The sequence below is a fragment of the Streptomyces sp. AA4 genome, assembly GCF_000158875.1.
In the GTDB taxonomy this organism is placed as follows: domain Bacteria; phylum Actinomycetota; class Actinomycetes; order Mycobacteriales; family Pseudonocardiaceae; genus Amycolatopsis.
The window spans coordinates 8091892-8112989 of sequence record NZ_GG657746.1; the positions used below are offsets into that span (position 1 = coordinate 8091892).

The 21098-nt window shown below is 68.8% G+C and carries 22 protein-coding genes; 14 read left to right on the top strand and 8 right to left on the bottom strand.

Annotated elements, in window-relative coordinates:
• Positions 1–22 precede the first annotated feature (22 nt).
• The gene (locus tag SSMG_RS36960) at positions 23–751 is read left to right on the top strand and encodes a GGDEF domain-containing protein (RefSeq protein WP_009084699.1); all 729 of its coding nucleotides are present in this window, start codon (positions 23–25) and stop codon (positions 749–751) included.
• 710 nt (positions 752–1461) lie between these two features.
• Here SSMG_RS36960 and SSMG_RS36965 read toward each other — a convergent pair.
• Positions 1462–1947, bottom strand: coding sequence for a hypothetical protein (locus SSMG_RS36965; RefSeq protein ID WP_037716111.1), 486 nt, complete (start codon positions 1945–1947; stop codon positions 1462–1464).
• A gap of 1809 nt (positions 1948–3756) precedes the next feature.
• On the opposite strand from SSMG_RS36965, the gene SSMG_RS36975 reads away from it, so the two are divergent.
• Together SSMG_RS36975 and phoU are read left to right on the top strand one after the other, a co-directional pair.
• The gene (locus tag SSMG_RS36975) at positions 3757–5127 is read left to right on the top strand and encodes an LCP family protein (RefSeq protein ID WP_199786092.1); all 1371 of its coding nucleotides are present in this window, start codon (positions 3757–3759) and stop codon (positions 5125–5127) included.
• Between the two features lie 83 nt (positions 5128–5210).
• Positions 5211–5885 (top strand): phosphate signaling complex protein PhoU, encoded by a 675-nt coding sequence (gene phoU / locus SSMG_RS36980; protein WP_037716118.1) that lies wholly within the window; start codon positions 5211–5213, stop codon positions 5883–5885.
• 105 nt (positions 5886–5990) lie between these two features.
• On the opposite strand, the gene pstB is transcribed toward phoU, so the two are convergent.
• From pstB to SSMG_RS37010, 6 genes are all read right to left on the bottom strand, one after another.
• Entirely contained in the window at positions 5991–6767 is a 777-nt protein-coding gene (pstB, locus tag SSMG_RS36985) for a phosphate ABC transporter ATP-binding protein PstB (protein WP_009084706.1), read from the bottom strand.
• Positions 6768–6770: 3 nt separating this feature from the next.
• Positions 6771–7691: a phosphate ABC transporter permease PstA gene (gene pstA, locus SSMG_RS36990; RefSeq protein WP_009084708.1), complete on the bottom strand. Its 921-nt coding sequence runs from the start codon at positions 7689–7691 to the stop codon at positions 6771–6773.
• Positions 7688–8608 carry a phosphate ABC transporter permease subunit PstC gene (gene pstC / locus SSMG_RS36995; protein ID WP_037716120.1) on the bottom strand — a complete coding sequence of 307 codons (921 nt, stop codon included), beginning with the start codon at positions 8606–8608 and terminating at the stop codon, positions 7688–7690. The genes pstA and pstC overlap by 4 nt, the downstream gene beginning before the upstream one ends.
• Positions 8609–8793: 185 nt before the next feature.
• Positions 8794–9915 carry a phosphate ABC transporter substrate-binding protein PstS gene (pstS, locus tag SSMG_RS37000; RefSeq protein ID WP_009084712.1) on the bottom strand — a complete coding sequence of 374 codons (1122 nt, stop codon included), beginning with the start codon at positions 9913–9915 and terminating at the stop codon, positions 8794–8796.
• Positions 9916–10164: 249 nt separating this feature from the next.
• Positions 10165–11064 (bottom strand): mycothiol synthase, encoded by a 900-nt coding sequence (gene mshD, locus SSMG_RS37005; RefSeq protein WP_009084714.1) that lies wholly within the window; start codon positions 11062–11064, stop codon positions 10165–10167.
• 22 nt (positions 11065–11086) lie between these two features.
• Positions 11087–11818 (bottom strand): response regulator transcription factor, encoded by a 732-nt coding sequence (locus SSMG_RS37010; RefSeq protein WP_037718614.1) that lies wholly within the window; start codon positions 11816–11818, stop codon positions 11087–11089.
• Between the two features lie 174 nt (positions 11819–11992).
• Here SSMG_RS37010 and SSMG_RS37015 point away from each other — a divergent pair, with 174 nt between their 5' ends.
• The 11 genes from SSMG_RS37015 (at position 11993) to SSMG_RS37065 (ending at position 20243) form a co-directional block, all read left to right on the top strand.
• A complete protein-coding gene (locus SSMG_RS37015) occupies positions 11993–12895 on the top strand; it encodes a DUF2993 domain-containing protein (RefSeq protein ID WP_078561026.1) in 903 nt (300 codons plus the stop codon).
• A gap of 5 nt (positions 12896–12900) precedes the next feature.
• Positions 12901–13335 (top strand): thioredoxin family protein, encoded by a 435-nt coding sequence (locus SSMG_RS37020; protein WP_037716126.1) that lies wholly within the window; start codon positions 12901–12903, stop codon positions 13333–13335.
• Between the two features lie 409 nt (positions 13336–13744).
• Positions 13745–14179 carry a DUF4395 domain-containing protein gene (locus tag SSMG_RS37025; RefSeq protein ID WP_009084723.1) on the top strand — a complete coding sequence of 145 codons (435 nt, stop codon included), beginning with the start codon at positions 13745–13747 and terminating at the stop codon, positions 14177–14179.
• Positions 14180–14265: 86 nt separating this feature from the next.
• A complete protein-coding gene (locus tag SSMG_RS37030; protein WP_009084724.1) occupies positions 14266–15102 on the top strand; it encodes a sulfurtransferase in 837 nt (278 codons plus the stop codon).
• On the top strand, positions 15102–15407 hold the full coding sequence (locus SSMG_RS37035) for a DUF1416 domain-containing protein (protein WP_009084726.1): 306 nt from the start codon (positions 15102–15104) through the stop codon (positions 15405–15407). The genes SSMG_RS37030 and SSMG_RS37035 overlap by 1 nt, the downstream gene beginning before the upstream one ends.
• A gap of 102 nt (positions 15408–15509) precedes the next feature.
• Complete coding sequence (locus tag SSMG_RS37040) at positions 15510–16844, top strand: MFS transporter (protein ID WP_009084728.1); 1335 nt, start codon at positions 15510–15512, stop codon at positions 16842–16844.
• A gap of 129 nt (positions 16845–16973) precedes the next feature.
• The gene (locus SSMG_RS37045; protein WP_009084731.1) at positions 16974–17585 is read left to right on the top strand and encodes an FABP family protein; all 612 of its coding nucleotides are present in this window, start codon (positions 16974–16976) and stop codon (positions 17583–17585) included.
• Between the two features lie 16 nt (positions 17586–17601).
• Entirely contained in the window at positions 17602–18204 is a 603-nt protein-coding gene (locus SSMG_RS37050; protein ID WP_009084733.1) for an allophanate hydrolase subunit 1, read from the top strand.
• Positions 18204–19055, top strand: a complete 852-nt coding sequence (locus SSMG_RS37055) for a biotin-dependent carboxyltransferase family protein (protein WP_009084734.1) — start codon at positions 18204–18206, stop codon at positions 19053–19055. The genes SSMG_RS37050 and SSMG_RS37055 overlap by 1 nt, the downstream gene beginning before the upstream one ends.
• Positions 19056–19057: 2 nt before the next feature.
• Positions 19058–19477, top strand: coding sequence for a hypothetical protein (locus tag SSMG_RS37060; RefSeq protein ID WP_009084736.1), 420 nt, complete (start codon positions 19058–19060; stop codon positions 19475–19477).
• Positions 19478–19487: 10 nt separating this feature from the next.
• Positions 19488–20243: an aminoglycoside phosphotransferase family protein gene (locus SSMG_RS37065; RefSeq protein ID WP_009084737.1), complete on the top strand. Its 756-nt coding sequence runs from the start codon at positions 19488–19490 to the stop codon at positions 20241–20243.
• Here SSMG_RS37065 and SSMG_RS37070 read toward each other — a convergent pair.
• Complete coding sequence (locus SSMG_RS37070; protein WP_009084739.1) at positions 20225–21070, bottom strand: aminodeoxychorismate lyase; 846 nt, start codon at positions 21068–21070, stop codon at positions 20225–20227. The genes SSMG_RS37065 and SSMG_RS37070 overlap by 19 nt on opposite strands.
• Positions 21071–21098: the final 28 nt, after the last annotated feature.

Consider the following 21098-nt stretch of genomic DNA (forward strand, 5'->3'; position numbering starts at 1 on the left):
TCGGCGGAAGTCCGTCGTCCACTTGAGCGAAATTCACCTTCGTCCGTACCGATCACTCAAGCCGCCGCTCCTATACGACGAAAACGATGGAGTGGCGGAGGTCAGAGTGGCGGCGGACGACGAGCTCGGAACGGGGGAGACCGCGCCCGACCTGCTCTCGCTGCACGAGTCCATCGCGGACCTGTTCGCGACGCGCGGCGATTGGCGGCGGGCCTACCGGCACCTGCGTTCCGCGCTCGACATCGCGCGGGCGGGCAGCCTGCGCGACCCGCTCACCTCCAGCTACAACCGCCGTTACCTCGACCAGCGACTGCCCGAACTGCCAGCCGCGGTGGCCGTCGCGCTGGTCGACCTCGACCGGTTCAAGTCCGTGAACGATACGTACGGTCACCTTCTCGGCGACCGCGTCCTCTGCCGGGTGGCCGATCTCCTGCAGGAGGGGCTGCCCGCCGATGCGTTCTGCGCACGGTACGGCGGCGAGGAATTCGCTCTCGTCCTGCCCGGAATCGATCACCGGGGCGCCGTCCGGATCGCCGACGCCGCGCGCCTTCGAGTCGCCCGTCATCCCTGGTCAGAACTACAGCCGGGCCTGCGCGTGACGATCAGTGTCGGCCTCGCGCACGGCACCGGATCCGGGCCGCGCCAGCTCCATCGAGCCGACAATCTCCTTTACGCCGCGAAGCGGGCGGGACGCAACAAGGTCGCTTTTCACGACTGCGAGACCGCGCGGGTAATTACGCACTCTGAGTAACGCACGTCGGCGATTACTCCATTCGCTGAACCCGATCTTCACCTGTTCGTCCGCTTCAGTGTGCCTAAGGGCGACTCATGGTGAAGAAATTCGCGGGAGGGTGTCGTCACGAACGGCGGGTATCCGTACGATAACGAAAAGCTCCCCCGGTACGACGAGTCCTGGGAGACCCGGCGAAGCCGCCGGGTGTTCAAAGGTAAGCCGCCCAGCCTGGCGCCTGACGTGCGAGAGGAGACCGAGTGCCCGACGAGCGCACCACCCCCGGCACCGGTCGCCATTCCGACTCCACGGCTCGCCCCCGCGGCGGACGCCGCCGTTCGATGGACACTCACGGCGGCATCAGCGTGTCCGACGTGGTCGCGCGGCACACCGGCGAACGCCCCGCCTTCACCGACGATCCCGGCACCCGGCACGCGGAACCGGTGAGCCGCCTCGCGGAACCGGCCACCCGCCGGGCCGAGCCGGGCCGTCGCCGCGCGGACACTGACCGCCCCGAACCAGGACGACGGCGAGCGGATCCCGACGCCGGTTTTCGGGGGACGAACGGTCGCGCTGGCCTGCCCGCCGAGCCCGGCCGACGGCGGGCGAACGGGGTCGGCAGCCGGCACGCTGAGCCGGGAGACAGCTCGGAGCTGGGCGGGAGCCTGGCGAACGGGCACGTCAACGGCGCCGCCGGACGCCACGGCGAACCCGCGGACGATGGCGTCGCATCAGCCAACGGGCGAGCCAGCGGCATCGGCGGACGCCACGGCGAACCCGCCGAAGACGGCATCACACCAACCAACGGGCGAATCAACGGCACCGCCGGACGCCACGGCGAACCTGCCGACGACGGCGTCGCGCTGACCAGCAGCCTGGCGAACGGGCGCATCAATGGCGTCAGCGGACGGCGCGGTGAGCCTGCGGAAGGCGGCGTTGCGCCTGCCAGCGGACGAGCGAACGGGCAGGTCAACGGAGTCGCCGGACGACAGGCCGCACCCGCGGACGACGCCCCCGCCGCACCAGCTGACGGGCGAGTCAACGGGGTTGGCAAACGTCGCCGCGAGTCCAGCGGAAGCGGCGTCGATGCGGTTGGCAGTCGGCACGCCGGGCCTGGGGACGACGCCGCGGCTAGTGGCCGACGCGCGAATGGGCACGTCAACGGGGTCGGGAACCGGCACGGCCGGGAGGCGGCCGACGATCTCGGGCCCGGTCATGAGGCCAGCGGACCGGTAGACATCCCTGGGCGGGCAACCGGACCGGCCGATGTCCCTGCGCTGGGAACTCAGAACGGGGCAGGCAACCGGCGTGGGGGCGTTTCGGACGAAGTTGGTCTTCCCGGCGGACGTCGGGCGCGGCGCAGCTCGGACGTCGACGGCGCGGGGCCTGCTCGAGTGGGTGGGCGCGCGCTTCTTGGCGGACCGGTACCGGACGGCGATGCTCAGGCCGCGGAGCCGGGCTCGCGGCGTTATCGGGCCGAGCCGGTTGAGGGACTCGGCGAGACTGGCTATGCGGTGCCGCCGGGTGGTCGGCGCGCTCAGGAAGCTGACCTTCGCCGGACGACTCGGCATGCCGCGCCGGATTCTGAGCCTGGTGACCGTCGCAGCGATCTGAACGGGCGGCCCGCGGCTGGACTTCCCCAAGAGCAGGACGAGGCAGCCGGGCGAGCCGGTGGCCGACGCGGGGAGCCGAACGGGTCTCGGGTGCTGCCTGAAGGTCCTCTGGCGGAACCGGGCGCGCGAGTTCGGCCCGGTTCCGGGGAAGCAGAACCGCAGGCCGGCGTGGACGGGCCTAGTCAGAGGAGCGCCGCAGCAGAGTCTCCCGAGACGGGGATGCGGCCCCGGCGACGGCGGGCGGATGGTCTTCCGCCGCGGCCTCGCCAAGGCGTCGGGGGGCCGGTTTCGCCGGAACCGCCTGGGCCTCGGCGGCCGCACGGGGCGGAGAACGCTCCTGGGCAGCGGCCGACCGGTCCGGAACTGGGCGGGCAACCGGTGGCAGGACCGGGCTCCGGCGGATCGCCTGGTCCGGAATCGGACCGTCCCCGCCGGGCTGGGTCGAGCGCGGCGGCGGTGGAGTCCGCTGGACAAGGCCCGGCGGGACCACGCGTACCTGGCGGAGCCGCCGAGAATCTGGGACCTGAGTCGCTGGCAGTGCCCGGCGGGCAGGATTCCGGTGCCCCTCGGACGCCCAGCCGACGGGCGGCGGGCCCGGGGCGGCCTGGGGTCGGCAACGGGGTGCCCGGCACGCCCGAGGACGAACTTGAGAAGACGCAACTGAGTCCGGCGCTCGAGCCGGGCCCGGTGCGGGGCAAGCAGCCTGAGCGAGGGCGTAACGCGCCATCTCCGGGGCGGCCGAACGCAGCGGCCCCAGGGCTCGAGCAGACTCAGCTCAGCCCGGCGCTGGACGGCAACTCGCCGGACGGACCTCCGCGCCGTCCTGGGGTCAATGGCCGGAACGCGGCGCGGGACCCGGAGCGGACCCAGCTCAGCCCGGCGCTGGCCGGGGAAGTCGAACGTCCGCGACGCAGGCCCGGACCGAATGGTCGGCCCGAGGCAGATGCCGAGCGGACTCAGCTCAGCCCGACGCCAGCCGCCGAAGCGGAACCTCCGCGACGCAGGCCCGCACCCAACGGTCGGCCCGAGGCAGACGGCGAACGGACCCAGCTCAGCCCGACGCCAGCCGCAGAAGGGGACCGCCCCCGACGGAGGCCCGCACCGAACAGTCGGCCCGAAGCAGACGGCGAGCGGACCCAGCTCAGCCCAGCTCTCGAAGCCAAGCAGAGCGCAGCGGATCGGACGCAGTTCACGCCGGTCAAGGGGATCGGGCTCAAGGCCGCCGACGACCCGGAGCAGACTCAGTTCAGCCCGGCGGCGAAGCCGGACCCGGAGCAGACTCAGTTCAGCTCCGTGGCGAAACCGGATCCGGAGCGCACTCAGCTGAGCCCCGCAGTCGAGGTGCCCAAGCGGCCTCGGCGCACCCCGGCGAAGCCTGCGGCGGCCGTTCGGGCCGAGATGGATCCGCTCACGATGACCGACGAGATGGAGGCGATCGACGAGGCGACGCAATACCGTCGCAAGATCGATCACAGTCTCGCTCGGTTCTCCGCCGCGCATGATGACGCCGCGGCCGAAGAAGCGAAGCGGCGGGAGCGGCGCGAGCGGCTCACCACCAAGTCGATGGCGTTGTTCGAGCAGACCCGGACCGCGTTGCAGCGGGTCGTATTGCTCGACAAAGACGAGGAAGAAGAGCAGCCCGCCGAAAAATCGGAGCAGACTCGGCTTCAGGAGAAGAAGCAGCGGCACACCGCGCGCAATGTCCGGATCGGGCGGATCGCGTTGATTGTGGTCGTCGCGCTTATTTTCATCGGCACCGGAGTCGCGTGGGGCGCGGTTACCTGGTTCGACGCCAAGTTCGCTCAGGTGTCCGCGCTGGACGAGAATTCTTCCGACATCCAAAACGCCGAGGGCCAGGCCAACGACGAGAACTTCCTCATGGTCGGCTCCGATTCCCGCGACGGCGCGTCCTCCGAGGAAAACGTCGGAGACGCGGCGAACATCCCCGGCGCGCGGTCGGACACGGTGATGGTGGCGCACGTTCCCGCGGACCGGAAGCGGGTCGTCGTCGTTTCGTTCCCGCGTGACCTCGAAGTCGACCGGCCCGATTGCAATCGGTGGGATCCGGCCAAATCGCAGACTACCGACGAGATCGTGCCCGAGCAGAAGACCGCGAAGCTCAACACGGCCTACGCGGTCGGCGGGCCGCAATGCATGACGAAGGTGATCCAGAAAGTCACCGGCCTGCGGATCAACCACTTCGTCGGCATCGACTTCAACGGATTCAAGGAAATGGTCGACGCGGTGCACGGAGTGACCGTGCACAACGAGAAACCGATCGACGACACGGTGCTCGGCAAAGTGCTGGCCGAAACCGGCGACGTGACCATTTCCGGCGACCAGGCGCTGAGCTACGTGCGCGCCCGGCACGTCAAGGGCGACCCGACCTCCGACTACGGCCGGATCAAGCGGCAGCAGGCGTTCATCGGAGCGCTGCTCAAGAAGGTCATGTCTTCGGATGTCGTGCTGGATCCCGGAAAACTCTCCGGTTTCATCACCGCTTTCGCGCACGCGACGTTCGGCGACAACCTCGGCGTGCAGCAGATGATGACGCTCGCGCAATCGATGCGCGGGCTCAACCCGGCCAATATCAACTTCCTGACCGTGCCCACCGTCGGCCTGCCGAACAAGCGTGGCAACGAAGTCCTGATCCAGGAAAAGACCAAGAGCCTCTTCGACGCGTTGCGCGACAACACGCCGCTGCCGGGCAACCAGCCCGCCGGAACCGCGGCGAACGCGCCGCCCGCCAACGCGGATTCGCGCAAGAGCGCCAGCAACGGCTGAGCACCCGGATTCGTTAGGCGGGGTTCATATGCGGTTCACCCAGCGATGCGGTATTCGGACAGTCCACGACGTAGGGTGTGCTCATGCGTGAGGCCTACCATGTGGAACTCGATCAGCTCGCCGAAAACCTGGCCGCGATGTCGGTCCAGGTCGCCGACGCCATGGAGCGGGCCACCAAAGCACTGCTGGAGGTCGACCTCGGCCTCGCCGAGCAGGTGATCAGCGACGACGCGAAGGTCGACGACGCGCGCGCCGAATGCGAGGAGCAGGCGTACGCGCTGCTGGCGCTGCAGGCCCCGGTCGCGACCGATCTGCGCACCGTGCTCGCCGCCATCCACGCGGCGGAAAGCCTGGAGCGCATGGGAGATCTCGCCCTGCACGTCGCCAAGGCCGCCCGCCGCCGCCACCCGGACCCGGTGCTGCCCGACGCCGTCAAGCCGTACTTCGCCGAGATGGGCCGGGCCGCGGTCAAGCTCGCCCGCCAGGTCGAGGCGATCATCAAGACCAAGGACGTGTCCGCGGCCAAGGACCTCGAGGCCGAGGACGACCAGGTCGACGACCTGCACCGGCACCTGTTCACCGTGCTGATGGACCGCGAATGGCCGCACGGCGTCGCCTCCGCGGTCGACGTCACGCTGCTCGGCCGCTTCTACGAGCGCTACGCCGACCACGCGGTGTCCGTCGCCAAGCGGATGATTTTCGTGGTCACCGGCCGGATGCCCGGCTACGGCACCGACGACGAGGACCTGACCATCTGAGACACCACAACAAAAACCGCCGCCCGGACCGACGGGTGGCGGTTTTTTAGTACCCAGAAAACGGCCGCCCCGGCAAGGAAACCGAGGCGGCCGTCCACAGTGGAATCAGCCGAAGCGGCCCGAGATGTAGTCCTCGGTGGCCTTCTCGTCCGGGTTGGAGAAGATCTTCTCCGTGTCGTTCAGCTCGATCAGCCGGCCGGGCTGGCCGACGCCGGCCAGGTTGAAGAACGCGGTCTGGTCCGAAACTCGCGCCGCCTGCTGCATGTTGTGCGTCACGATGACGATCGTGTAGTCCTTCTTCAGCTCGCCGATCAGGTCCTCGATCGCGAGCGTCGAGATCGGGTCCAGCGCCGAACACGGCTCGTCCATCAGCAGCACGTCCGGCTGCACCGCGATCGCCCGCGCGATGCAGAGCCGCTGCTGCTGCCCGCCGGAAAGGCCGCCGCCCGGCTTGTTCAGCCGGTCCTTGACCTCGTTCCACAGGTTCGCGCCGCGCAGCGCGCGCTCGGCGACCTCGTCGAGCTGCTTGCGGCTCTTCACCCCGCCGAGCCGGAGCCCGGCCACTACATTGTCCTTAATGGACATCGTGGGGAACGGGTTCGGCCGCTGGAACACCATGCCGATGGTGCGGCGCACCTGCACCGGGTCCACCGCCGAGGCGTAGATGTCCTCCCCGTCGAGCAGCACCTGGCCGTCGACGCGAGCGCCGGGAATGACCTCGTGCATCCGATTCAGCGTGCGCAGCACGGTCGATTTGCCACACCCCGACGGCCCGATGAACGCGGTCACGTTCCGCGGCGGGACGTTCAGCGTGACGCTGTCCACGGCGTGGAACTTGCCGTAGTAGATGTCCAGGTCTTTGACGTCGATTCGCTTGGCCATGACTCACTTCTTCTTCGGGGCGACGATGCGGGAAAGGACCGTGGCGAGCAGGTTGATCACGGCGATGATGAGCACCAGGGTGAGCGCGGCTCCCCAGATCCGGTCGAAGCCGACGCTGCCCGGGTCCATCGAGTTGGTCGCGCGCTCGTTGTTCATCACCAGCGGCAGCGACGCCTGCTCCCCGCTGAAGATGTTCCAGTTGACGTAGGACGTGTACCCGACGAGCACCAGCAGCGGCGCGGTTTCGCCCATCACGCGGGCGAGCGCCATCATGATGCCGCCGAGAATGCCCGACAGCGCGGTCGGAAGCACGATCTTCATGATCGTCTTCCACTTCGGCACGCCCAGCGCGTACGACGCCTCGCGCAGGTCGTCCGGCACGATCCGCAGCATTTCCTCCGCCGAGCGGACGACCACCGGAATCATCAGCAGCACCAAGGCCAGCGACACCGCGAACCCGCTGCGCGGCAGGCCGAGCGTGGTGACCCACAGCGCGTAAATGAACAGAGCGGCCACAATGGACGGAACACCGGAGAGGATGTCCACCATGAACGTGGTGGCCCTGGCCAGCTTGCCCCGGCCGTACTCGACGAGGTAAATCGCCACCAGCAGGCCGATCGGCACCGAGATGACCGCGCACACCAGACCCTGCAGCAGGGTGCCGATGATCGCGTGCAGCACGCCGCCGCCGACCTCGTCGCCGAGCACCGAACCGAAGTCCTGGCCCCACCAGTTGCTGTACGGGATCCGCTTGATCCCGTTGGCGATCACCGTGTACAGCACCCACACCAGCGGGATCACGGCGATCAGGAAGGACAGCCACACCAGGACGGTGGCCACGCCGTTCTTGACCTTCCGGGCCGCGCTCACCTGCTGGAAAGCCGGTGTCGTCGCGGGCCGTTCGAGGGTGGTCGACACGGTCACTCCCCCTTCTTGCCGACGATCGAGCGGGCGGCGAAGTTGACCAGGAACGTCAGCACGAACAGCACCAGGCCGGCCGCGATGTAGGCGCCGGCCGAGGTCGGGTTGTTGAACTCGCTGTAGTTCTGGGCGATCTTCGAGGCGAACGTCGCACCGCCGTCGAAAAGGCTCCAGTCGAAGTTGCGGCCCTGCGGGATCAGCAGAATCACTGCCAGCGCAATGGTTTCACCGAGCGCGCGGCCGAGGCCGAGCATCGAAGCACCGACGAAGCCCGCCTTGCCGAACGGCAGCACCGTCGTGCGAATGACCTCCCAGCGCGTGGCGCCGAGCGCGAGCGCGCCTTCGACCTGCGCGGTGGGCGTGCGCTCGAAAACCTCGCGGGTGAGCGACGTGATGATCGGCAGGATCATCACCGCCAGCACGATTCCGGCGGTGAAAATGGTGCCGCGCACGTTCGGCGCGATGTTGCCCGGCGCGAAAATCGGGATCCACGAGAAGGTGGTGTTCACCCACTGGGAGAACGGCTCGATCGCGGGCGCGAACACGAGAATGCCCCACAGGCCGAAAATGATCGACGGCACCGCGGCGAGCAGATCCACGACGTAGGCGAACGGCCGGGCCAGTTTCGGCGGCGCGTACTGGGTGAGGAACAGCGCGATGCCCAGCGAGATCGGCATCGCGATGATCAGCGCCACCAGCGAGGTCGCCACGGTGACCTCGGCGAGATCGGCGATGCCGAACGCCATGTTGGTCGGATCGTTCGTCGACCACCCGTGGTTGAACAGGAAGTTGACCTTGTCCGCCTTCAGCGCCGGAATCGCCTGGACGACCAGGAAAATCCCGATCAGGGCGATCAGGGCGACGACGAAGATCCCGGCCCCGGTGGTCAGGTTCTGGAAGATGCGGTCACCGGCTCGCACCTTCGTCGGCTTCTTCCGCGCGGGGGGCGCATCAGGCGCCGGCGCGGGTGGCTTGTCCGAAATCGGATCCTCCGGGAACGCTCGGGCGGACGACGAACGCCCACCGGGGTCGCCGGTGGGCGTTCGCGTCGAGGATTGGTCGCTCATCGACAGTCTCTAGTCAGCCTTCGTACCAGTCAGGCGGTTCAGGAAATTTCCTTGACGGCCTTCAGCACCTTGTCCTGCAGGCTCTGCGGGATCGGGACGTAGCCCTTGGCCGACAGCGGCTGCTGGCCGTCGGTCGCGGCCACCGTCAGGAACGCCTTGACGGCCTTCGCGACGTCCGGGTTCGAGTACTTCGAGCACACGATCTCGTAGGTCGTCAGCAGCAGCGGGTAGGCGCCCGGCACGTTGCTCGAGTAGATGCCGTTGAGGTCCATCGCCAGGTCGTTGGTGCCCGGGTGGAAGAACTTCGCGGCGTCCAGGGACTTGGCCACGTTCTGCGCGTTCAGCTCGACGCCGCCGGAGCCGCTGTCGATCAGGGCCGGGGTGACGCCGTCCTTGGCGAAGGCGCTCTCCACGTAGGTGATCGAGCCGTCCGCGCCCTTGACGGTGCTCGCGACGCCGTTCGAGCCCTGCGCACCGTTGCCGACGCCGCCGTTGAACTTCTTGCCCGCGCCCTGGGTCCAGACGTCCTTGGCGGCCGCGCCGAGGTACTTCTGGAAGTTGTCGGTGGTGCCCGACTCCTCGGAGCGGGAGACGACCTGGATCGGCTTGTCCGGCAGGTTCAGGTTCTCGTTGCCCTTGACCGCCTTGATGGCCGGGTCGTTCCAGTTCTTGATGCCGCCGTTGAAGATCTTGGCGATGACCTGCGGGGTCAGCGTCAGCTTGTCCACGCCGGACAGGTGGTAGCCGACCGCGATCGGGCCGACGACCAGCGGGATGTTCAGCGCGGGCGAACCGCAGCGCTTGGTGGCGGCCTCGAGGTCGGCGTCCTTGATCGGCGAGTCCGAGCCGCCGAAGTCGACCTGGTTGGCGTTGAACTGCTTGACGCCGGCGCCGGAGCCGGTGCCGTTGTAGTTCACCTTCTGGCCGTCGCACTTCTTGCCGTAGGCCTGGTTGAACACCTCGATGGCGTTCTTCTGGGCCGTCGAGCCCTCAGCGGAAAGCGGGCTCTTGCCCCCGCAGTCGACCTGGGCGGTTCCGGTGGCGGCGGGAGCGGCGGAGTTCGAGCCCGAGCCGCTGTTGGACGCCGAAGGGTCGGAGCCACAAGCGGCAAGGACGAGCGCGGCGCTCGCCACGATGCCGACGGCACCCAGGGGCCGCATGATCTTCACTGCATTTCCTCCACTCGGAGATGTGCCTTTTTGAATCCGGTCGGGATCGGCGGCGGGGTGAGCCGCGCCGAAACCGGACACTAGGCAGCCTCGGTGGACGGCCGTCCTTGGTTGGATGAACGGCAGGTGAACAAGTCACCGTTTGTGAGCAGGACTACTACCCCGAACGGGTGCCGTGGCCTGGTCGTGACCTGCTAGTACGCGGAAAGTAACACAGGTCACCGCTCGCGTCGACCGTGATCACGCACCGTACTGGACGTCGGTCTCGAAACGCTGGAACCCCAGCTTGTTGTACACCGCCAAAGCCGCGGCGTTGTCGCCCTCGACGTAGAGGATCACCCTCGGTAGTCCCCGGGACCGCAGGTAGCGGAGTCCGGCCAAGGTCAGCGCCTTCCCCAGGCCGCTACCCTGAGTAGCAGGATCGACGCCAACCACGTAGACCTCCCCGACCGGGTCGCCGTCGAAACGGCCGGGCACCGGGTCGTGCACCTTCGTCCAGTGGAAGCCGACGACCTCGCCGCTTTCGTTCTCCGCGAGGAAGAAACCGGCCGGATCGAACCAGGCGTGGCGTTCTTCGGCGCGGACCTCGGCGACGGTCAGCGCGCCCTGTTCCGGATGCCAGTCGAACGCGCGCGCGTTGACCGCGACCATCGCGTCCTCGTCCTGGCCGGGGACGAACGTCCGCAGCCGGAAACCGTTGTGCAGCACCGGTTCCGGCCAGTCCGCAGCGGAGACGTCGACGTGCAGGATCAGCAGCTCGCGCTGACGGCCGAGTCCGAGTTTCGCCGCGATCGCGGCCGCACCGGGGTGATCGCCGTGCGCCCACACGCGCAGCCCCGCGTCGGCGCGCTCGACGACCGCCTGCGCGAGCGCGGTGCCGACGCCGCGACGCCGGAAATCCGGGTGCACGAACAGCTCCGCGACCTGATGGCCGTGTGAGTCGCCTTCAGTATCAAGGTGGACGTATCCGGCCGGCGCGCCGTCAAAGCGAGCGAGGAGATGCAGTCCGCCGTCGAAATCACGCGGCAACGGACCGCTCGCGTCGACCTCGGGACGTCCGTCGGTCGCTTTGGCCGCGAGCAGCACTTCGCGCACCGCGTCGTCGGGATCGGTCGTCCAGTCGCCAAGGTCGATAGCCACGAACCGACCTTACCGGCGAACGTCAGCGGGAGGTCAGCTCCGAAGCGTCGGTGGGAACGGCGACAACCGGCTTCGCGCCCTTCGCCGGACGCTCGAACTTGTAACCGACGTTCCGCACAGTGCCGATCATCTGCTCGTGCTCCGGGCCGAGCTTCGCGCGAAGCCGCCGTACGTGGACGTCGACCGTGCGCGTGCCGCCGAAGAAGTCGTAGCCCCACACTTCCTGCAGCAACTGCGCGCGAGTGAAGACGCGGCCAGCGTGCTGGGCGAGGTACTTGAGGAGTTCGAATTCCTTGTACGTCAGCTCGAGCGTGCGACGGCGCAGCTTCGCCGTGTACGTCGCTTCGTCAATGACAAGGTCGCCTACGCGCAGTTCGGCATCCGCCTGCAGGCCGACGCCGTCGCGAGTGGTGGCCAGCCGCAGCCGTGCGTCCACCTCCGCGGGACCGGCGGTGGGCAGCAGGATGTCGTCCGTGCGCCATTCGGAGTTGACCGCGACCAAACCGCCCTCGCCGACGACCGCGATGACCGGCGTGCCCGATTCGTCCTCCGCGCCTTTGAGCAGACGGCACAGGCTCTTCGCGGAAGCGAGGTCGCTGCGCGCGTCGAGAAGGATGACGTCGCGGTGGCCCGCGTCGAGCAGGGCCGTCACTTCCGGCTCGCGTACGCGTACGGTGTGCGGCAGCAGGTCCAGCGCGGGTAATACGGAGGTAGCGTCGAGTTCCCCCGTCAGCACCAGCAGGTCCAAGCTCATGATCCGCACCGCCTTCAGATTCGTCGCCTCGAACGTGGCGTCGGTCGGTGCTAAGTGAGAATAGCGGGTGAACACCCCGGCACCTAGCGCGTGCTGGATCGATCACACCTGGGCCGATGGTCCGGGCGTGACCCGCACCACGACGAAATCCACCCGAACAGGAGAACCGAGGCGATGGCGAGCAGGCCCGTGACCCGGGACGACCGACCGGCCAGCAACCCCGGCAGCGGCCGGCGAGGCAGGCGCGTACGGCGGTGGCTCATCGTGCTGGGAGTGCTGGTGCTCCTGCTGGTCGGTGCGGATTTCGGAGCGGCGGCCTTCGCCGAGCACACGATCTCGCAGAAGGCCCGCGCACAGCTCGGGCTGAGCGACGATCCGTCGGTCACCATCCACGGCTTCCCGTTCACCGTGCAGGCGCTCTCGGGTGACTACAGTCACATCACCGTTTCCGCGGACGGCGTGCCCGTCGGCAGCGAACTGCGCGACCTGCGCGTGAGCGCCGAACTGGAGGACGTGATCGCGCCGCTGTCGGACCTGACGTCCGGCAACACCAAGGCGGTGAAGATCGGCAAGCTCACCGGCGCGGTGACGATCAAGGCGTCCGACCTCGCCCGGGTCTCGCCGCTGAACAAGATCCAGAACCTGAAGATCGAGCAGTCGACCCAGGCGTACGTGAAGTACGGCGACACCGAGCAGGGCAAGCAGCCGGACCCGACGCCGACCAACGCCGACGGCGAACCGGCCGACGGCACCAGCGCGGGCGTGCGGATCTCCGGCGACGTGCAGGTGGCCGGGCAGAAGGTGGAGATCTTCTGCTTCGCGCTGATCCAGCTCAAGGAAAAGACGATCTCGATCGTGCCTTACCGGTTGCAGTTCGGGAATGACCAGACGACCACGATCGTTCCGGAAGCTGTGCAGAAAGCTCTGCTGCCGAACTTCCGGGCGTCCATCTCGACGACCCGGCTGCCGCTGTCGGTCACCCCGACCGCGGTCCGCGTGGACAGCGGTTCGGTGACGATCAAGGGCGAAGCGCACGACGTGAACTTCGCCGACCTGTCCGCCAACCACGGAGGCTGATCCCGGTGACCGGAGTGTGGGTGCTGCTGGCGACGCTGGTCGTCGCGACGGCCGCGGGCCTCGTCCTGCGCGCCCGCAACGGGCGGATCCGCGCGGCCAAACCGGCCGCCGCGACCCGCCCGCTCCCCGCTCCGGTCGCCGAGGCCCTTGATCCGCAATCCGCCGTCACCCTGGTGCAGATCTCCACCACCTTCTGCACCCCGTGCCGGCACACGCGGGCGATTCTGTCGTCGCTCGCGGAGAAGACCGACGGCCTGCACCACGTCGACCTGGACGTCACCGAACGTCCCGAGGTCGCGCAGGCGCTGTCGGTGCTCAGCACGCCGACCACGCTCGCGCTGGACCCGGAAGGCCGGGAACTGCTGCGCGTGGGCGGCGTGCCCAAGTGCCCGGAGCTGCTCGAGGCGCTCCGCCCGCATCTGGCCGCCGCGTCGCACTGACCCGCGCGGTCCCTGCCTCCCCGGCCTCCCGGTGCCGCCCCAATGTGGCATTGGGTGCGTCGCACGCACCCAATGTGGCGTTCGGTGCGTCAGATGCACCCAATGCCACATTGGGGAAGCGCCTGGCACCGCGGTCCGCGATGGTTGATTCTCAGGATCCGGACCTCGTCCCAAGGAATGAACATGGTTCCGGGAGCGAGCGAGCCTGGGTACCCTCCCCCCTGTGGACGAGCTGCCCATCACCCTCCTGACGCAGCGCCGCGCGGTCGATTTCTGCCGCGTGCGCAGCAGCTTGTGTCTGCCTTTTTCCGGTCGGCGCTGAAGCACGTCTCGCGCCGTCCCGCCGCTCGACCCGTCTTCGCCGCGTGCGTCCGCACGCCCTTCCCCTCGCACTGAGCAGGAGGAACCCATGTCCGCCGGACCGGCCGTAGACCCGCGAGGTCCCAGGTTCGCCGCGATCGTGACCACGGTGGTGCTCGCCGTCGTGCTCGTCACGCAGTGGTGGCCCTTGCTCGCGCTGCAGACCGTGGTCTTCGCGATCGGGGCGTTCGTCGGGCTCAAGCCCGCGCCGTACTCGGTGCTGTACCGGCTCGTGGTCGCGCCGCGGCTCGGGCCGACGACCGAACGCGAGGACGCCGCCCCGCTGCGGTTCGCGCAGGCGGTCGGGTTCGTGTTCGCGCTCGTCGGCACGATCGGCTTCGCGACCGGCGTGACGCCGCTCGGCGTCGTCGCGACCGCGTTCGCGCTCTTCGCCGCGTTCCTCAACGCGGCTTTCAACTACTGCCTCGGGTGCCAGGTGTACCTGCTGATCAAGCGTTTCAGCCCCGCGCGGGCGTCCTCGTAAAACCCCATCCATCCATGCCCCCGCCACCACCCTCAACCGACAGCGCTGCGCGCCGCAGTATCGATCAGAAAGAGAGCCAGCCTCCCATGAGCCGAGAAGACGTCCTGGTCACCACCCAGTGGGCCGAGGAAAACCTGGACACCCCGGGCGTGGTGTTCGCCGAGGTCGACGAGGACACGACCGCTTACGACAACGGGCACATCCGCGGCGCGGTGAAGCTCGACTGGCGCAACGACCTCCAGGACGGCGTCCGCCGCGACTTCGTCAACAAGGAGGGCTTCGAGAAGCTCCTGTCGGAGAAGGGCATCTCGAACGACGACCGCGTGATCCTCTACGGCGGCAACAACAACTGGTTCGCCGCGTACGCGTACTGGTACTTCAAGCTCTACGGCCACGAGAACGTGCAGCTGCTCGACGGCGGCCGCAAGAAGTGGGAGCTCGACGGCCGCGAGCTGAACTCCGACGAGGTCAAGCGCGAGCCGACCAACTACAAGGCCAAGGACCAGGACCTGTCGCTGCGCGCGTTCCGCGACGAGGTCGTCCAGTCGATCGGCTCGAAGAACTACATCGACGTGCGCTCGCCGGACGAGTTCTCCGGCAAGCTGCTCGCCCCGGCGCACCTGCCGCAGGAGCAGTCGCAGGTGCCGGGCCACATCCCGGGCGCGCTGAACGTGCCGTGGGCGAAGGTCGCCAACGAGGACGGCACCTTCAAGTCCGAGCAGGAGATCAAGGACCTCTACGCCGAGGCCGGCTACGACGAGAGCAAGCCGACCATCGCGTACTGCCGCATCGGCGAGCGTTCGTCGATCGCCTGGTTCGCCCTGCACGAGCTGCTCGGCCAGCAGGACGTGAAGAACTACGACGGTTCGTGGACGGAATACGGTTCGCTGGTCGGCGTTCCGGTCGAGTTGGGAGCTAAGTGATGGCAGACGGCTGCAGCGCACCGGCACAGGTCGCGACCCCGGCGGACTTCGACACCAACGGTCAGGTCGTGCTGGCCGGCAAGGTCACCGGCGCGGAGGGACCGGTCGGCGGCGCGTTCGTCCGGCTGCTCGACGGCGGCGGCGACTTCGCCGGCGAGGTCGTGTCCTCGGCGGACGGCGACTTCCGGTTCTACGCGGCTGAGGGTTCCTGGACGGTGCGCGCGCTGCACCGCACGGGCAACGGCGAGGCCAACGTGACCGCGGAGGGGCCGGGCCTGCACCAGCTGGCCATTTCGGTTGCCTGACAAGGTTTTCTCGCAGAAGGGCCCCTCGGTTGCCGAGGGGCCCTTCTCGCGTCCGCGGGAACGCTTGACCTCAAGGCGGCTTGAGGACCCAAGCTCGCTTGCGTGACGCAAACGAAAACCGTTACGCGGAGCCCATTGCTGGCCACCGCCGTGTTCCTCGGCAGCTTCATGGCGTTGCTCGACGCGAGCGTGGTGAGCATCGCGCTGCCGACCATCCAGCGCGACCTGCACGCCGAATTCGCTGACCTGCAATGGATCGTGGACGGATACACCGTCGGGCTCGCCGCGCTGATGCTCACCGGCGGCACGCTCGGCGACCGGTACGGCCGCAGGCGGATCTACCTCGGCGGGCTGGCCGTGTTCACGCTCGCCTCGCTGGGGTGCGGCCTCGCCCCGACGCTCGGCTTGCTCATCGCCGCCCGTGTGCTGCAAGGAATCGCGGCCGCCGCGGTCATCCCGGGCGGACTCGCGCTCCTCGCGCACGCGTATCCGGAGCCGCGGGAACGGGCCCGGATGCTGGGGGCGTGGGGCGGAGTGGCCGGATGCGCGCTCGTCATCGGCCCGCTCATCGGCGGACCGATCACCGACGCGCTCGGCTGGCCGACCATCTTCCTGATCAACCTGCCGATCGGAATCTTCGCGGTACTCGCTGGCCGCCGGGGTCTCGAGGAGTCGTCCGATCCGGCGCACGGCGCGCTGGACTTGCCGGGACAGCTGCTCGGCGCGCTATGGATCGGATCCTTCACTTACGCCGTGATCGCGTCCGACATCGTGGCCGCCGCGCTCGGCGCACTCGGCTTGACCGCGTTCATCGTCGTGGAGCTGCGCGCCCCGCATCCGATGCTGCCGATCCGGCTGTTCGGCAAGTTCCGGTTCGCCGCCTCGATTTTCACCTCGTTCGTCCTCGGCTTCGCGTGCTATCCGCTGCCGATGCTGCTCGCCGTGTACCTGCAGCAAGCCTGGGGCAGCACCGCCTCGGCGACCGGCGTGCAGATGCTGCCGTACGTCGTCGCCAACGCCGTTCTCGCGTTCTTCTCCGGACGGCTCGCCGGCCGGTTCACCGCGGAACGCGTGCTGCCGGTCGGTCTCGCCATCACGGCGGCGGGCAGTCTCGCCTTCCTGCTGGTCGACGCCGCGAGCCCGTACTGGCTGCTCAGCGTCCCGCTGACGCTGTCCGGCGTCGGACTGGGCCTGAGCATCACCCCGACCAACGTCGTCGGCCTCGCCGGGCTTCCGGTGCGGCGCACGGGCACCGCGGCCGGCACGGTGAACGCCGCGCGGCAGGTCGGAATGGCGCTCGGCGTGGCCGCGCTCGGAGCCCTCCTCGATCAGGGCAGCACGCTCACGTCCGGGCTGTGGACCGCGATGGCGGTGGCCGGAGCGGCGCTGCTGGCGGTGACCGTCCTCACCGCCGCGACCCTGCGCGGCGCTAGATGAGCCGGGGCGGACTATTGTCCTCGCTGTGGAGACCTTGTTTACGACCCTGTTGATCATCGCGGGCATCGCCACCGTGTGGTTCGCGGTCTACGTCGTCTACCGGCTGTACGCCGACCAGCGCTGATCAGCATGACGAGTGGCGACGAAGCCATCGCGGCAGCCGAGAAGCGGGCGGAAAGCACGCGCGACCGCAACCTGCCGTTGTGGGACGACCTGCCGATCCCGAACGACACGGCCAACCTGCGCGAGGGCCCGAACCTGAACGACGCGTGCCTCGCGCTGCTGCCGCTCGTCGGCGTCTGGCGCGGCGAGGGCGAGATCGACTACCCGACGATCGACGGGCCGATCAAGTTCGCCCAGCAGCTGACCGTCTCCCACGACGGCCGCCCGTTCCTGTTCCACGAGGCGCGCTCGTGGCTGCTGAACGAGGACGGCAGCGTGCTGCGGCCGGCCGCCCGCGAAACCGGGTTCTGGCGGCCGCAGGAGGACGACACCCTGGAACTGCTGCTCACGCACAGCTCCGGCATCGTCGAGCTGTTCTACGGCAAACCGCGCAGCCAGACGGCCTGGGAACTCGGCACCGACGCGGTCATCCGCACCGCGACGGCCAAGGAGGTCACTGGTGCGCAGCGGCTGTACGGCCTGGTGAACGGCGACCTCGGCTACGTCGAGGAACGCGCGATGGTCGGCCAGGAAATGCAGCCGCACGCCTCCGCGCTGCTGCGCCGCGTGGTGGGCTGAGGCTCCGGGAGACGCCGTGCGCTGGCGGCGGTACGGCGAAGACGCCGCCCTGCTCGACTGCGCCTCGCTCGAGGAGATGAGCGCGGCCCGGGCCACCCTCCTCGAAGCCGCGCTCGACGGGGTCGAGGAGATCGTTCCCGGGGCGCGCACCCTGCTGGTGGTCGGGACCGCGGCGGCTCGGGAGGCCGCGCGATCGCTGCTGGCTTCGGCCGATCTGGCGCATCCGCCTGCCGGGGACGGCCGCGAAGTTGTTCTGGACGTGCGCTACTCCGGCGAAGATCTCGCCCTGGTCGCTGAGGACGCGGGGCTCACCGTCGACCAGGTCGTCACTCTCCACACCAGCGCGGTCTACACGGTCGCGTTCACCGGTTTCGCGCCCGGTTTCGGTTATCTCGCCGGACTTCCCGCCGAACTGCGGCAGCCGCGGCTCAGTTCTCCGCGCACCCGCGTTCCCGCCGGGTCGGTGGCCATCGCGGACGAGTACACCGGCGTCTATCCGCGCGAATCCCCTGGTGGCTGGCGGTTGCTCGGACACACCGAGGCGACGCTGTTCGACCCTTCCGCCGCGCAGCCGGCGTTGTTCACGCCCGGTCTCCGAGTGCGGTTCCGGAGCGTCTGATGCGTGCGCTGGAGATCGTCTCGCCCGGTTCGCTGGCTTTGGTGCAAGACCTCGGCCGCCCTGGTTACGCACATCTGGGCGTCCCACCGTCGGGTGCCCTCGACGTCGCCGCGTTGCGACTCGGCAACCGGCTCGTCGGCAATCCCGAGGACGCCGCCGGGATCGAAACCGTGCTGGGCGGGCTGACCGTCCGGGCCGCTGCTTCGTGCACCGCCGCGGTGACCGGACCACCCGTCGCGGTGTCCGTGGGCGGCAGGGAAATGGGCTCGCACACGCCGATTCCGTTGCAGCCAGGCCAAGAACTGACCATCGGCCGACCCGCGACCGGATTGCGCTGCTACCTGACGGTGTCCGGCGGCGTCGCGGTTCCGCCGGTGCTGGGGAGCCGGTCGACGGATGTCCTTTCTGGACTGGGACCGTCTCCGTTGGACGCGGGCAGGACGGTCCCCCTCGGTCCCGTCACCGGTGTTCCGTCCGGTGCCGACGTGGTCGCCGCCCCGCCCGCGCCGCCGCAGCTGACCGTGCCGGTTCTGCTTGGCCCCCGCGACGACTGGTTCGCCGACGCCACGAGCGCGCTCAACGCACAGTGGACAGTCACCGAGGAATCCAACCGAGTGGGGGTCCGCCTGGACGGGCCGCCACTACGTCGAGTGTCCACTTCGGAGTTGCCCAGCGAAGGCGTGCTCACCGGCGCGATCCAGGTCCCGCCGAACGGATTGCCGCTGGTCTTCCTCTCCGATCACCCGACCACCGGCGGTTATCCCGTGGTCGCGGTCGTGAGACGGGCGTCACTCGGAGCACTCGCGCAAGCACGCCCCGGAACCTTGGTGCGGTTCCACGCGTCCTTCTGAGCGTGGAACGGGTAACGATCACCGGCGGCGCGGGTTTCCTGGAGCTGAACACCGGAGGACGGGCGGAGCTGCCGCAGTCGCTGCGCATCGCGCTCGCGACCGGTCAGGTCCGCCTGCCGCTGGCGGAAACCCTCCGCGACCTGCTGGCGCTGCTCGTCGACGGCCACTACCGGGTGAGCGGCCCCCAACGCTTCGAAGCGGCGACGCTGGCCCCGGCGACCGACTGGCCGGACGACGACGACGCCGGAGTCGCTTACTACCGCACGGCAATCCGGTCAGGACACCGGCCAGTGGCGGTGGTTTTGTCCGGTACGCGGCCGATGCTGGTGGACGGGCACCACAAGATCAGCGCGTACCGGGCGGAGGGGGTCACGCCGTCGGTGGTGCTTATTTCTGCTGCTCGGGCCGAAAGTTCCAGCTAACTTCGGGGAGATGACCGAAGATCGGCAGGTGTTCCGCGGCGGGCTGAACACGGTCGTCCGGATCGGCTCTACGGTCCGGCGCGACCGCGGGCCGTGGAGCGACCGGGTCGCCGCGCTGCTGCGCCACCTCGAAGACGTCGGATTCCGGCAGGCTCCGCGGTATTTCGGCAGCGAAGGCGACACCGACGTGCTGGAGTTCCTGCCCGGCGAGGTCAGCGATTACCCGCTCACCCCCGCGGCTCGCAGCACCACCGCGTTGATTTCCGCCGCGAAGCTGCTGCGCAGGTACCACGACGCGACTGCGGACCTCGTCCTTCCCGGCGGCTGGATGCTGCCCGACCGAGAACCGGCCGAGGTCATCTGTCATGGCGACTTCGCGCCGTACAACTGCGTGCTGCGCGGCGAAGAAGTCGTGGGCCTGATCGATTTCGACACCGCGCATCCCGGCCCGCGCTTGCACGACCTCGGCTACGCCGTCTACCGGTTCGCGCCGCTGACCGATCCGGCCAATCAGGACGGTTTCGGCTCGATCGAAGAGCAGGCCGCCCGCGCGAAGCTGTTCTGCGACAGCTACGGATTCACCGACCGCGCGGCGGTGCTCGAATCGGCCGTCGCCCGGCTGCGCGACCTGGTGCACCTCATGCGCACCCAAGCCGCGTCCGGCCACGAGGGCTTTGCCAGCCACCTCGCAGCCGGACACGATCGGGTCTATCTGCGGGACCTCGCGCACATCGAGGCGAACCGTGCTCAGTACTCGCTCTCGTAAGCCGCCACCAGCTCCCCGTGCAATGCGGTCGAATCCGGCAACTCCGTGCCGTTCAGCGTGTGCACCCGGGTCACCTTCCGGACCGACGACGTGAGGAAAACGCCTTCCCCGCGCAGCAAGTCGTCCACCGACAGCGGCTCCACCTTCACCGACCAACCGGCCTTCTCCGCGCCGCGGAACAACGCGTACTGCGTCGTTCCTGGCAGGATGCCAACAGTGGACGGCGGGGTGTACAGCGTGCGCTCCTTAGCCAGCACGACCGTCGAGGTCGGGCCTTCGAGCACCGAATCGTCGGTAGCGGTGAAGATCACATCCTGGGCTCCGCGCCGGGCCGCCTCGCGGAGGGCGGCCATGTTCATCGCGTAGGAAACCGTTTTCGCGCCCAGCAAAAGCCACGGGGCGCGTTCGGCGAGTTCCGGGCCGAAACCGCGTTCCAGAGTCACCACCGAAACGCCTTCGGTGCGCGCCCGCAGCACCTTCTCGTCGACCTCCAGGCCCATCGCGAACGCCGTCGGCTTGCCCTCCGGATCGCCGTCGACACCCCGCGTGTACACGAGTTTCAGCGCGATCTCCGGACCGCCCTGCCACGCGTCGACGACTGCCTGTGCGGCGCGCGCGAAGCCGTCGAGGTCCGGGGCGGGCAGGTCCAGCATCGCCGCGGAACGGGCGAGCCGGTCGAGGTGCGGACCCATTTCCCGCGGCTTTTTCACTGCCACGAGGATCGTTTCGAACACCCCGTCTCCGCGCAGCAGGCCGAGGTCGTCCACCCGGAGGTGAGCGGCTTCGGGGTCGGCCAGTGAACCGTCGAGGAAGGCGAGAACGCGCATCCCCACAAGGTACTCACTTACTCTTAGG